The following is a 12,498-nucleotide window of genomic DNA, read 5'->3' on the forward strand; positions in this document are numbered from 1 at the left end:
CGGCGCTGTGCTTTTGTGGGCCCTGCCTTCCGCGCCCGGAACACGCTTACTCGAGCGCCTTGCCCAACACCTCGGCGACGTCGGCGGAGAGCCCGTCGCTGGCCTGCACACGCTGCACTTGAGTGCGCATGCTGTGCTGCAGGGCGGGGGTGAAGCGACGCCAGTTCTCCAGCGCACGCGCCATGCGCGCCGCCACCTGCGGATTTTTCGCGTTCAAGGCGAGCACCTGATCGGCCCAGAACGCATGGCCACTGCCGTCGGCAGCATGAAATTCACCCGGATTGGCGCGAAAGTAGGTGCCCAGCAGCGCATACACCTTGTTGGGATTCGACAGGCTGAAAGCAGGATCGGCCATCAGGTGGCGCACCCGTGCGAGCGTGGGCAGCGCTGCCGGATCCCAGCGCCAGGCACCTGCCTGCAGCGCGAACCACTTGTCCAGCACCAGCGCATCGTCGCGGTAACGCGCATGGAAGGCTGCCAGCGCCTGCTCGCGTGCCGGATGCGTGCTGTGCACCAGTGCGCTCAGGGCGCCGAAGCGTTCGGTCATGTTGGTGGCCGCATCGAAGCGTTGCTGCGCCCGCGCCAGACCTTGCGCGTCGTCGGCGGCAGCCAGATAACGCAAGGCCAGGTTGGCCAGCGCGCGACAGCCGGCATCACGCGGGTGGTAGCGATATTCACCCGCCACCTGCATCGCATCGAACACCGCCAGCCACTCGGCGGCGAGCTGTTCACCCAGTGTCCGCATCAGACGCTGCAGCGCAGCGCGCAGCGCGAGCGGGTCCGCGGGCGTCATGCGTTCGAGCAGATAGGTCTCGCCGGGCAGGGCCAGGGCCTGCGCACGGAAGGCAGGATCAAGCGAGTGCGCATTCAGCAGCGTGCGCATCGCCTGCACATAGGCCGCCGGCACCTGCGCATCAGGGTCGGCCGCCAGCGCCAGCACCACGCGCTCAGCGTAGCGCTGGGCGGCATCCCAGCGATTGCAGGGGTCGGCGTCATGCGCCATGCGAAAGGCCAGGCGAGCATCGTCTTCTTCGAGTTCCAGGATGACCGGGGCGGAGAAGCCGCGCAGCAGCGAAGGCACAGGCTCGGCGGGCAGGTCGACAAAGCGGAAGCTCTGTTCCATCGCACTCAGGGTCAATACGCGCGTGCTCGCCTTGCCCGTGGCCTCGCCTTCGAGGCGCAACACGCAGTCACGCCCGTCAGGGCCGATGAGGCCGAGCGCCACCGGAATCACCAGCGCCTGCTTGTCGGGCTGGCCGGGGGTGGGCGGGGTGGATTGCGCCAGCGTGAGCGTGTAGCTGGCTGAAGCCGCGTCCCACACCCCGCTCGCCCGTACGCGCGGCGTCCCGGCCTGGCTGTACCAGCGCATGAACTGGTCGAGATCGACGCCGTTGGCCTCGGACATCACCTCGACAAAATCGTCGCAGGTCACGGCCTGACCGTCGTAATAGCTGAAGTACAGGTCCATGCCGTTGCGAAAGCCCTCCTGCCCGAGCAGGGTGTGCAACATGCGGATGATCTCGGCGCCTTTTTCATACACCGTGGCGGTGTAGAAGTTGTTGATCTCCTGGTAACGATCGGGGCGGATCGGGTGCGCCATCGGGCCGGCGTCCTCAGGAAACTGCGCTGCTCGCAGCACGCGCACGTCGTCGATGCGCTTCACCGCGCGCGCAGAGGCTGCGCCCTCTTCTCCGGCCGCACGGGCGAGCATGTCGGCGGAGAACTGCTGGTCGCGGAAGACGGTCAGGCCTTCCTTGAGCGTGAGCTGGAACCAGTCGCGGCAGGTGACGCGGTTGCCGGTCCAGTTGTGGAAGTACTCATGCGCCACCACGCTCTCGATATGTTCGTAATCGACATCGGTGGCGGTATCGGGCTTGGCCAGCACGAACTTGGTGTTGAAGATGTTGAGACCCTTGTTCTCCATCGCGCCCATGTTGAAGTCGGCCACGGCGACGATCATGAAGCGGTCGAGGTCGAGCTCGAGGCCGAAGGTCTCCTCGTCCCAGCGCATCGAATTCACCAGCGCATCGAGCGCATGCGCGCAGCGGTCAAGATTGCCTTCTTCCACCCACACCTGCAGCAAGACCTCGCGACCGGACTGGGTGCGCACCTGGCGCTCGAGCACGACCAGTTTTGCCGCGACCAGCGCGAACAGGTAGGAGGGCTTGGGAAATGGATCTTCCCACCTCGCGAAGTGGCGGCCAGCAGGCAGCTCGCCGGCATCGATCAGATTGCCATTGGACAGCAGCACCGGACAGGCGGCACGGTCGGCTTCGAGCGTGACGGTGAACCGCGCCATGACGTCGGGACGGTCGGGGAAGCAGGTGATACGCCGGAAACCTTCAGCCTCGCACTGGGTGAAAAAGCCGTCATTCGACACATACAGGCCGGACAGCGTGGTGTTGGCGCCGGGTCGGATGCGGGTCTGAACTTCGACCACCACGCGCTCGCCTGCGGCGTCGATCTCCAGCAGGGTGCCATCATCACGCACCGCCAGCGGCGCGCTGCCATCGACCGTCAGTGACAGGCGCTCAAGCTCCTCGGCCCACAAGCGGATCGGCCCGTTCTCGGCCTGCGGATTGCGCACACACAGCATGCGATTGGTGACGAGGGTGGCCTCGGCATCGAGATGGAAGTGCAGGTCTACGGTTTCCACCGTCCACGACAATGGCCGATAGTCGGCGCGCTCAATGCTTGGGGCGTGTTCTGTTTTCATGGGCTCTCCAGCTCCGCGCACGCGCGCGGAAAACCGCGAGTCTACGCCGCGCGCCGAGCGCCGCCCAGCGTAAAAGCCACACCCAGCCTGCGGACGCGGCGCTCAGCCCTGCGATCGATCGATCACCAGCACGTCCGCCGACGACTGCGCCAGCACGTGCTTGGTGACGCTGCCGAGCAGCAACTCCTCGAGCAGACCCAGGCCGCGCTTGCCGATCACGATCAGATCGCAGTCCTGTTCCAGCTCCTGCTCCAGGATCAGCGCCGAGGCTTCGCCATGCAGCACCAGCCGTCGCACCCGCGCCTCATCGACGCCGGACGCCACCACGAGCTCGTTCATTTTCGCGGTGGCCTCGCGCTTGGCCTGTATGCGCAGGCTGGAGAGCGCGCCTTCGTCGACTCCCGCGTAGCGCAGCTTGCCCTCGAAAGGCACCTCGAAAGCGTGCAGCAACACCAGTTCCGCCTGCGGTGCGACGGCACGCGCGCGATGCAGGGCATCGACCGAGCGCGGGGAGAAATCGACCGGCAGCAATACCCGACGATAGGTTTCATGCGCCATCTGCTTGACCACCAGCAGCGAGCGCCGGGTCCTGCGCAGCACGCGCTCGGTGGTGGAGCCAAGCAACAACTCGCGCACGAAGCCAGCGCCACGCGCGCCGAGCACGAGTATGTCGGCATCGATGGCATCGGCGTGGCTGCTGATCTCGGCCTGCACCTTGCCCACCATGAGATGCACATCGGACGAGACCCCGTAGCGCCGCTCCATCTCCGCCGCCAGGGCGTGGGCCTCGCCCTGCACCTCCTTGAGCAGGGTGTCCTGCAGGCCGGCGGCGTCACTGTCGAGCAGATGACGCAGGGCGTCGAAAGCGCCGACATTGACGACGTGTTGCAGCGACAGGCGAGCGCCGGTCTCGGCGGCAATCAGCGCGGCACGCGCGACCGCGTGACGCGCAAGGGCGGAGAGGTCGCTTGCGGCAAGAATGGTGCGCAGTGAACGCATGGTTGCGGCTCCTGGACGGGTTGAGCAAGGGGGCTGCACTGCAATGTTCATTGCCTCGGTTCATTGCCTCAGGCCCCGCCGTTTCTGCTGGGCTCAATGTTACGACGAACGAAGGCCTTTTCCGCCTCGACAAGGAGCAGGAGCGCGACCCCGAAGCCCAGGATGCGCAGCCAGGCCGCGGGGCTGATGGCTGCCGAACCGAACAGGGTCTGCAGCACAGGCAGATAGGTGAACGCCGCCTGGCACACGAGCAACACCCCGATCGCCCACAACACGTAGCGGTTGCCAAGGAAACCCGCAGGCTTGAGCACCGAGCCGGTGAGACTGCGCATGTTGAAAAGGTAGAACACCTCACCGATCAGAACCGCATTGACCGCAACGCTGCGCGCCACCGGGATGCTCGCGCCATGTTCGAGCTCCCACAGGAACAAACCCATGCCACCGGCCACCAGCAGCGCACCGACGAACACCGTGCGCCACATCAGAAAGCGCGTCAGCAAGGGCTCGCGCGGATCACGCGGCCGGCGCTGCATGATGTCGGGTTCGGCAGCCTCAAAGGCCAGCGCCAGCGCCAGCGTGACCGCGGTGATCATGTTGACCCACAGGATCTGGGCCGGTGTGATCGGCATCGTCACCCCCAGCAGCAGGGCAGCGGACACGATCCCGGCCTGTCCGATGCTGGTCGGCAGAATGTACACAACCGCCTTCTTGAGGTTGTCATACACCGTGCGCCCCTCCTCCACCGCGGCCGCGACCGAGGCGAAGTTGTCGTCGGCGAGCACCATCTCGGCGGCTTCCTTGGCGGCCTCGGTGCCCTTGCACCCCATCGCCACCCCGACATCGGCACGCTTGAGCGCGGGGGCGTCGTTCACTCCGTCGCCCGTCATCGCCACCACCTCGCCCTCGGCCTGCAGTGCCTCGACCAGGCGCAGCTTGTGCTGCGGACTCGCGCGCGCAAAGATCTCCGTTTCCAGAACCACGCTGCGCAAGCCCGCGTCGCTCATGGTCTCGATCTCGGCTCCGGTAAGCGCCTTGACCTCGGCCGCGAGGCCGATCTGCTGACCGATGGCACGCGCGGTGGCGACATGGTCGCCGGTGATCATCTTGACGCGGATGCCCGCGCCCAGGCAGCGCTCGACCGCTCGCACCGCCTCCGCGCGCGGGGGGTCGGTGATGCCCAGCACCGCGAGCAGCACGAAGCCACCTTCATTGACCTCGTCCACACTCAGCGCCGCCAGCCCGCTGCCAGCACAACGCTCGGCGACCGCCAGCAAGCGCATGCCCTGCGCGGCAGCGGCGCTGATGGCCTGCTGCCAGTGCTCGGCATCGAGCTCACGTTCGCCGCCATCCAGCCCCATGCAGCGCGTGCACAAGGCCAGCACCCGCTCCGGCGCGCCCTTGAGCATGATGTGCGCATCACCGTGGGCATCATGGTGCAGGGTGGCCATGATGCGGTGTTCGGCTTCGAACGGAATGACATCGTCACGCACCATCTGCGCGCGCTGACGCAGCGGATCGACCCCGGCTTTGAGCGCCAGACTCAGCAGCGCACCCTCCGTGGGGTCGCCGAGCAGCACCCAGCCCTTGTCCTCGAGCGTGAGCTCGGCGTCATTGCACAGCACGCACACGCGCCCGAGCGCGAGCAGCAAGGGCGTTGCCGCCGGCTCCAGCTCGCGCTCCGCGCTCCTGAAGACACCCTCGGGCACATAGCCGCCACCGCTCACCTCAAGGACGCCATCAGCGCTGATCACGCGCTGCACCGTCATCTCGTTGCGGGTCAGGGTGCCGGTCTTGTCGGAACAGATCACCGTCACCGAGCCGAGCGCCTCGACCGCCGGCAAACGGCGAATGATCGCGCTGCGACGCGCCATGCGCTGCACCCCGATCGCGAGCGTGATCGTCATCACCGCCGGCAGGCCCTCGGGGATGGCCGCCACTGCCAGCCCCACCGCGACCAGGAACATCTCGCCCGGCGCCTGGCCCTGCACCAGGGTGCCAAAGGCAAAGGCAGCGACCGCCACCGCCAGGATGACCCAGGTGAGCATGGCGCTGAACCCGGCCATCTGCCGCAGCAAGGGCGTGCTCAGCACCTCGACCGCGCTGATCAGGGCGCTGATGCGACCAATTTCCGTCTGCGCCCCGGTCGCCACCACCACTCCCGTGCCCTGCCCGGCACTGACGAGGGTGCCGCAATAGGCCATGGCGAGCCGATCTCCAATGCTGGCGTCGGCTGCAACCGGCTCGGTCGACTTCTCGACCGCCAGTGACTCTCCGGTGAGGACGGCTTCGTCCACACACAGCCCGCGCGCATCGACCAGGCGCAGGTCAGCCGGCACCTTGTCACCCGGGCTGAGGAACACCACATCGCCGACCACCAGTTCGCAGGCGTCGATCTCCTGGCGGTGGGCGTCGCGCAGGACCTGAGCGCGCGGCGAGAGCAGCTCACGGATCGCATCGAGCGCACGCTCGGCCTTGCCCTCCTGCATGAATCCGATCGTTGCGTTGATCAGAACCACGCCGAAGATCACCGCCGCATCGAGCTCATGCCCGACCAGCAGGGTGATTGCGCCCGCGCCCAGCAGCACATAGAGCAAGACATTGTGAAATTGCAGCAGGAAACGTTTGAGCGGCCCGTTGCGCGCAGCTTGTGGCAGCACGTTGGGGCCGTCACGCGCGCTGCGCGCGCCAGCCTCGGCGGCGCTCAGCCCCTCGGACAGCGGCACGTCAAGGCGCGCAAGACAGTCGGCGGCGCTGAGCGCATGCCACGCGAGCGCCTGCGGGGGGTGCGCCTCCTGCGCTGCGGAAGTGGACGACCGGGAAGACGGAGCGGGAAGAGACATGAAGAAGAGTCCTTTCTGCTGCCGTCAGGCGCGGCGATGCGCGTGCTGCAGGAAAGGCCTGCTGCAGAAGCGCTCAAGCGTGGCCACGGCGAGAGCCCCGGCTGCGCGCAGCAAAAGCGCAAGCGAGCACAAGCTCAGCCCTTGCGCGCGGGAGGCAGCGCGACAATGCGCGCACCACTGAAACGGTCATGCAGGAACTGCCGATCGCGATCGAACAAGGCCCACACCAGGCCAACACCGAACAACAACACCGAGGGCCAGCACAAGACGTAGCGCAAGCAGCAACGGGCGAGGGGCAAATTGCGCCCGCTTGCGGCATCGACCAGCTGCAGGCGCCAGGTTTGCATCGCCAGCGTCTGGCCCTGATGACGCCAGTACCAGACGAAGTATGCGCCCAGCACCACGAAGATGTGCAGCCAGGCGAACCAGCCCGGTGGCGCAATCTCGAAGCCCACGCCCAGGATCAGGTAAGGCACGAGAAAGGTCAGCGCGAGCACGCCGAGCAAGAGCATCGATTCGTACAGCATGCTCGCCAGCCTTCGCCGCAGGCCAGCCAGCTCGACACTGGGGCGTGCGCTCGAGGGGGCGGCGCTGGCGGGCGAACGGCTGCCCGTGCTCTGGCTCTTGGGGGTGCGCTTCATGACGGGGTCCGAGTGTGATTCGACGCCGGATCAGGCGCGAGCGCCAGGACAGGCAAGGAAAAAGAGGGAAAGGGAGAGCCCGCGCTTCGCGGGCAAGGCAGGCCGGCCAGTGTGGGGCACAACGTGCCGCGATCACTCGGCGTCCAGCATCCGCCTTGACCAAACACCTTGCCGCCGGTAACGTTGCGCGTTTCTTCAAACGACTTGACGAGCGAGTTTGAGATGGTGCTTTCCGGAGCCGAAATTGTAATCAGGTGCCTGCAGGAAGAAAAGGTCGAGTATGTGTTCGGCTATCCTGGTGGTGCAGTACTGTACATCTATGACGCTCTGTTCCAGCAGGAAGCGGTGCGCCACATCCTGGTGCGCCACGAGCAGGCCGCGGTACACGCTGCCGATGGCTATGCACGCAGCACCGAAAGAGTCGGCGTGGCCCTGGTGACCTCTGGCCCAGGCGCGACCAATGCCGTGACCGGCATTGCCACCGCCTTCTGTGATTCCATCCCGATGGTGATCATTTCTGGCCAGGTGCCGACCGCAGCGATCGGTCAGGACGCCTTCCAGGAGGTCGATACCGTCGGCATCACCCGTCCCTGCGTCAAGCACAACTTCCTGGTGAAGGACGTGCGCGACATCGCATCGACGATGAAGAAGGCGTTCTACATTGCCAGGACCGGTCGTCCGGGTCCGGTGCTGGTCGACATCCCCAAGGATGTGTCGATGCACACCTGCGAGTTCGAGTATCCGAAAGAGATCTCGATGCGCTCCTACAACCCGGTGGTCAAGGGCCACTCGGGCCAGATCAAGAAGGCGGTCCAGCTCTTGCTCGAAGCCAAGCGGCCGATGATTTACTCGGGCGGAGGCGTGGTGCTGTCGAACGCCGCCGAACAGCTCACCAAGCTCACCCGCCTGCTCGGCTACCCGATCACCAACACCCTGATGGGTCTGGGCGGCTATCCCGCCAGCGACGGCCAGTACCTCGGCATGCCCGGCATGCACGGCACCTACGAAGCCAACATGTCGATGCAGTTCTCCGACGTGCTGCTCGCGGTCGGCGCCCGCTTCGACGACCGTGTGATCGGCGTGCCCGCGCACTTCGCCCAGGAGTTGCGCAAGATCATTCATATCGACATCGACCCGTCGTCGATCTCCAAGCGCGTCAAGGTTGATGTCCCCATCGTCGGGGACATCAAGGAAGTGCTGGAAGAGATGATTCGCCAGCTCGAGAGCGGCGAGGCGCGCCCGAATCCTGAGGCGCTCGCGGCCTGGTGGAAGCAGGTCGACGAATGGCGCAGCCGCAACTGCATGGTGTACAAGAACTCGGACGAGATCATCAAACCACAGTTCGTGGTGCAGAAGCTGTGGGAGGTGACCGGTGGCGAGGCCATCATCACCTCGGACGTGGGCCAGCACCAGATGTGGGCAGCACAGTACTACCCCTTCGACAAGCCGCGACGCTGGCTCAACTCTGGCGGCCTGGGGACGATGGGCGTGGGCATGCCCTACGCCATGGGCGCCAAGCTGGCGCACCCGGACATGCAGGTCGCCTGCGTCACCGGCGAGGCCTCGATCCAGATGAACATTCAGGAGCTGTCGACCTGCAAGCAGTTTCGCCTGCCGATCAAGATCTGCAACCTCAACAACCGCTACCTCGGCATGGTGCGGCAGTGGCAGCAGCTCTTTCACGGCCAGCGTTACTCCGAGTCCTACATGGATTCCCTGCCTGACTTCGCCAAGCTGGCGGAGTCCTACGGTCACGTCGGCTTTCGCATCGACAAGCCCTGCGATGTCGAGGGCGCGCTGCGCGAAGCCTTCACCACCCACAAGAACGATCTCGTCTTCCTCGACTTCCAGGTCGACCAGACGGAAAACGTCTACCCGATGGTGCAGGGTGGCAAGGGTCTCACCGAGATGATCCTGTCTGCCGAAGACCTGTAAACGCCCTCCTCCTGAATTCCGGACCGAAACCATCATGCGTCACGTCATTTCCCTCCTGATCGAAAACGAATCCGGCGCGCTGTCGCGCGTCTCGGGTCTGTTCTCGGCGCGCGGCTACAACATCGAGTCGCTCACCGTGGCACCGACCGAAGATGCGTCGATGTCACGCATGACCATCGTCACCACCGGCTCGGACGACATCATCGAGCAGATCACCAAGCAGCTGAACAAGCTCATCGAGGTGCTCAAGGTGGTGGACATTTCCGAGGCGGCGCACCTCGAGCGCGAGCTCATGCTGGTCAAGGTGCGCGCCACCGGCAAGGACCGCGAAGAGATCAAGCGTACCGCCGACATCTTTCGTGCCCGCATCATCGACGTCACCGACACCTCCTACGTCGTCGAGCTGACCGGCAATCAGGGCAAGCTCGACGCCTTTCTCAGCGCCATTGATCCGGCCCTGATTCTCGAAACAGTGCGCTCGGGCGTATGCGGCGTCGGTCGCGGCGACCGCGTACTCAAGCTGTAACCCACTCCACATTCCGACCCCCAAAGCGAAAAGGAAGAACATGAAGGTTTATTACGACAAGGACGCCGACCTCTCCCTCATCAAGGGCAAGAAGGTCACCATCGTCGGTTACGGCTCGCAGGGCCATGCACACGCACAGAACCTGTCCGAGTCCGGCGTCAAGGTCACGGTCGGCCTGCGCAAGAGCGGCGCGTCGTGGAAGAAAGCCGAAGGCGCCGGCCTGAAGGTCGAGGAAGTGGCGAAGGCAGTGCAGGACGCCGACGTCGTCATGATCCTGCTGCCCGACGAGAACATTCCCGATGTATACAAGAACGACATCGAGCCGAACATCCGCAAGGGCGCAGTGCTGGCGTTCGCCCACGGCTTCAACGTGCATTACAACCAGGTCGTCCCGCGTGAAGACCTGGACGTGATCATGGTCGCACCGAAGGGCCCCGGCCACACCGTGCGTTCCGAATACCTGCGCGGGGGCGGCGTGCCCTCCCTGATCGCGGTGTATCAGGACACCTCCGGCAAGGCACGCGACATCGCCCTGTCCTACGCCGCGGCCAACGGCGGCACCAAGGGCGGCGTGATCGAGACCGACTTCAAGGAAGAGACCGAAACCGACCTCTTCGGTGAGCAGGCCGTGCTGTGTGGCGGCGCGGTCGAGCTGGTGAAGATGGGCTTCGAGACCCTGACCGAAGCCGGCTACGCACCCGAGATGGCCTATTTCGAGTGCCTGCATGAGCTCAAGCTGATCGTCGACCTGATGTACGAAGGCGGCATCGCGACGATGAACTACTCGATCTCGAACAACGCTGAATATGGCGAGTACGTGACCGGACCGGAAGTCATCAACGAGCAGTCCCGTGCCGCCATGCGCAACGCCCTGAAGCGCATCCAGACCGGCGAATACGCCAAGATGTTCATCCAGGAAGGCAAGACCAACTATCCGAGCATGACCGCACGTCGTCGCCTGAACGCAGAGCATCCGATCGAGAAGGTCGGCGGCCAGCTGCGCGCGATGATGCCGTGGATCAAGGACAAGGCGCTGGTCGACAAGTCGAAGAACTGATCGTTACCGCGTCCTTGCAAGGACAAGGGCCGGCGTCGCGCACTGCGGCTCCGGCCCTTGTCGTTTCAAGCGGCTTCACCGCATACACTCCGCCTCATCACCGTGGTTTCAGGCCGGCGGACGGCCAACGACCACCCGGTGCGCACGCAACCGCATGTTTTTGCACACCCACAGGAGATCGACATGAGCACTGCATCCACAACCTTGCGCGAACTGACCGGCCAAGCCGCCAGCCCTGCCCCTCTGTCCGAGTCGGCCCTCATCATCGTCGACGCCCAGAACACATATCGCAGCGGCGTGATGCAACTGAGCGCGATCGAGCCTGCCCTCGAGCAGTGCGCCCGTCTGCTGGAGCGTGCCCGGGGGTTGAAGATTCCGGTGGTGCATATTCAGCACGACGCCGGACCTGGCACACCGTACGATATCAACGCTGAAGTGGGCGCAATCATCGACATGGTGGCACCAGTAGCGGGCGAAGCGGTGGTGGTCAAGAACTATCCGAACTCCTTTGTCAGCACCGACCTCGACACTCGTCTCAAGGCGGCGAACATCAAGAACCTGGTGGTAGCAGGCTTCATGACCCACATGTGCATCAACTCCACCGCACGCGGAGCCTTCAACCTCGGCTATGCCGTCACCGTCCCCGCCGCCGCAACCGCCACGCGCTCGCTGCCCGCCCCCGATGGCTCGGTCGTGAGCGCAGCAAGCATGCAATCTGCGGCGCTGGCGGCACTGGCCGATCTGTTCGCGGTCGTGGTCCCGGACGAGGCCGCCATTCCCGATTGAACTTCCGACGCCGGGGTGGCACGCCCACTCCGGCGTGATTAGCCGCAGCACAGACAGGGGGGCTGCTAGAATCCAAGTCCCGCATCACGTCACGTCCCCATGGACCACCCCGACCGCATGCCTCTGATCACACCCGAGAAGCGCCGCCGCGGCATCTACATCCTGCCGAACCTGTTCACCACCGCTGCGCTGTTCGCGGGCTTTTACGCCATCGTGCAGGCGATGGACCACCGCTTCGAAACCGCCGCAGTGGCCATCTTCGTCGCCATGGTGCTTGACGGACTCGACGGGCGCATCGCCCGCCTGACGCGAACCCAGAGCGAGTTCGGCGCCGAATACGACTCGCTGTCCGACATGGTGTCCTTCGGCGCCGCCCCTGCGCTGGTGATGTACGAATGGGCCTTGCGCGACCTCGGCAAGCTCGGCTGGGCCGCCGCCTTCATCTATTGCGCGGGTGCCGCGCTGCGGCTCGCCCGTTTCAATACCAACATCGCCGTCGTCGACAAGCGCTACTTCCAGGGCCTGCCCAGCCCGGCCGCAGCAGCGCTGATCGCCGGCATGGTGTGGGTGGGCATCGACAACGACTTCACCGGCGGAGAGCTGAGCGGCCTCGCCTGTGCCCTGACCATCTTTGCCGGCATCTCGATGGTCAGCAACGTGCTGTTCTGGAGCGGCAAGAGCATCAACCTGCGCAAGAGCGTACCCTTCATCGTCCTCATCGCCCTGGTGCTGGCCTTTGCCCTCATATCGAGCTACCCGCCCGGCGTGCTCTTCGCGCTCTTCCTGGTGTATGCCGGATCCGGCTACGTGGTGTGGGCACTACGCTGGAAGCGCAAGTACGACGCCAGGAACGCAGGCGGCTTCGTCCCGCCCACGACCGACACCGCCGCCTCCGCGACGGCGTGGCCCGAGGCTGACACGACAGCCGAGGCCCCCACCCCAACAAGCGACACCGACGCCGAGAAAGACAACGCTGGCGCGCCTCCAAGGAGCTGAGC

The 12,498-nt window shown here is 65.2% G+C and carries 9 protein-coding genes; 5 read left to right on the forward strand and 4 right to left on the reverse strand.

Features of this window, described 5'->3' with window-relative positions; genetic code table 11:
* Window positions 1-46 precede the first annotated feature (46 nt).
* The 4 genes from pepN to M622_RS0119855 form a co-directional block, all read right to left on the reverse strand.
* A complete protein-coding gene (gene pepN, locus M622_RS23630) occupies window positions 47-2,716 on the reverse strand; it encodes an aminopeptidase N (RefSeq protein ID WP_031346242.1) in 2,670 nt (889 codons plus the stop codon).
* 102 nt (window positions 2,717-2,818) lie between these two features.
* On the reverse strand, window positions 2,819-3,715 hold the full coding sequence (locus M622_RS23635; protein WP_021248042.1) for a universal stress protein: 897 nt from the start codon (window positions 3,713-3,715) through the stop codon (window positions 2,819-2,821).
* Window positions 3,716-3,783: 68 nt separating this feature from the next.
* The gene (locus tag M622_RS23640; protein WP_052028669.1) at window positions 3,784-6,555 is read right to left on the reverse strand and encodes a cation-transporting P-type ATPase; all 2,772 of its coding nucleotides are present in this window, start codon (window positions 6,553-6,555) and stop codon (window positions 3,784-3,786) included.
* Between the two features lie 134 nt (window positions 6,556-6,689).
* A complete protein-coding gene (locus M622_RS0119855) occupies window positions 6,690-7,196 on the reverse strand; it encodes an RDD family protein (protein WP_021248044.1) in 507 nt (168 codons plus the stop codon).
* A 204-nt stretch (window positions 7,197-7,400) separates the two neighbouring features.
* Between M622_RS0119855 and M622_RS23645 the strand changes: the two genes are divergently transcribed.
* The 5 genes from M622_RS23645 (at window position 7,401) to pssA (ending at window position 12,496) form a co-directional block, all read left to right on the forward strand.
* A complete protein-coding gene (locus M622_RS23645; protein ID WP_021248045.1) occupies window positions 7,401-9,131 on the forward strand; it encodes an acetolactate synthase 3 catalytic subunit in 1,731 nt (576 codons plus the stop codon).
* 34 nt (window positions 9,132-9,165) lie between these two features.
* Complete coding sequence (gene ilvN, locus M622_RS23650) at window positions 9,166-9,657, forward strand: acetolactate synthase small subunit (RefSeq protein WP_021248046.1); 492 nt, start codon at window positions 9,166-9,168, stop codon at window positions 9,655-9,657.
* Window positions 9,658-9,697: 40 nt separating this feature from the next.
* On the forward strand, window positions 9,698-10,714 hold the full coding sequence (ilvC, locus tag M622_RS23655; RefSeq protein WP_021248047.1) for a ketol-acid reductoisomerase: 1,017 nt from the start codon (window positions 9,698-9,700) through the stop codon (window positions 10,712-10,714).
* Between the two features lie 183 nt (window positions 10,715-10,897).
* Entirely contained in the window at window positions 10,898-11,500 is a 603-nt protein-coding gene (locus M622_RS23660) for a cysteine hydrolase family protein (protein WP_021248048.1), read from the forward strand.
* 117 nt (window positions 11,501-11,617) lie between these two features.
* Window positions 11,618-12,496, forward strand: coding sequence for a CDP-diacylglycerol--serine O-phosphatidyltransferase (gene pssA / locus M622_RS23665; RefSeq protein WP_245543029.1), 879 nt, complete (start codon window positions 11,618-11,620; stop codon window positions 12,494-12,496).
* The last annotated feature ends 2 nt before the right edge of the window (window positions 12,497-12,498 follow it).

This window comes from Thauera terpenica 58Eu (genome assembly GCF_000443165.1).
GTDB lineage: Bacteria > Pseudomonadota > Gammaproteobacteria > Burkholderiales > Rhodocyclaceae > Thauera > Thauera terpenica.

What these genes read in the sequence shown, in the direction of transcription:
- pepN (WP_031346242.1), bottom strand. Translation starts at nt 2,716, where the DNA reads ATGAAAACAGAACACGCCCCAAGCATTGAGCGCGCCGACTATCGGCCA.
- M622_RS23635 (WP_021248042.1), bottom strand. Translation starts at nt 3,715, where the DNA reads ATGCGTTCACTGCGCACCATTCTTGCCGCAAGCGACCTCTCCGCCCTT.
- M622_RS23640 (WP_052028669.1), bottom strand. Translation starts at nt 6,555, where the DNA reads ATGTCTCTTCCCGCTCCGTCTTCCCGGTCGTCCACTTCCGCAGCGCAG.
- M622_RS0119855 (WP_021248044.1), bottom strand. Translation starts at nt 7,196, where the DNA reads ATGAAGCGCACCCCCAAGAGCCAGAGCACGGGCAGCCGTTCGCCCGCC.
- ilvN (WP_021248046.1), top strand. Translation starts at nt 9,166, where the DNA reads ATGCGTCACGTCATTTCCCTCCTGATCGAAAACGAATCCGGCGCGCTG.
- ilvC (WP_021248047.1), top strand. Translation starts at nt 9,698, where the DNA reads ATGAAGGTTTATTACGACAAGGACGCCGACCTCTCCCTCATCAAGGGC.
- M622_RS23660 (WP_021248048.1), top strand. Translation starts at nt 10,898, where the DNA reads ATGAGCACTGCATCCACAACCTTGCGCGAACTGACCGGCCAAGCCGCC.
- pssA (WP_245543029.1), top strand. Translation starts at nt 11,618, where the DNA reads ATGCCTCTGATCACACCCGAGAAGCGCCGCCGCGGCATCTACATCCTG.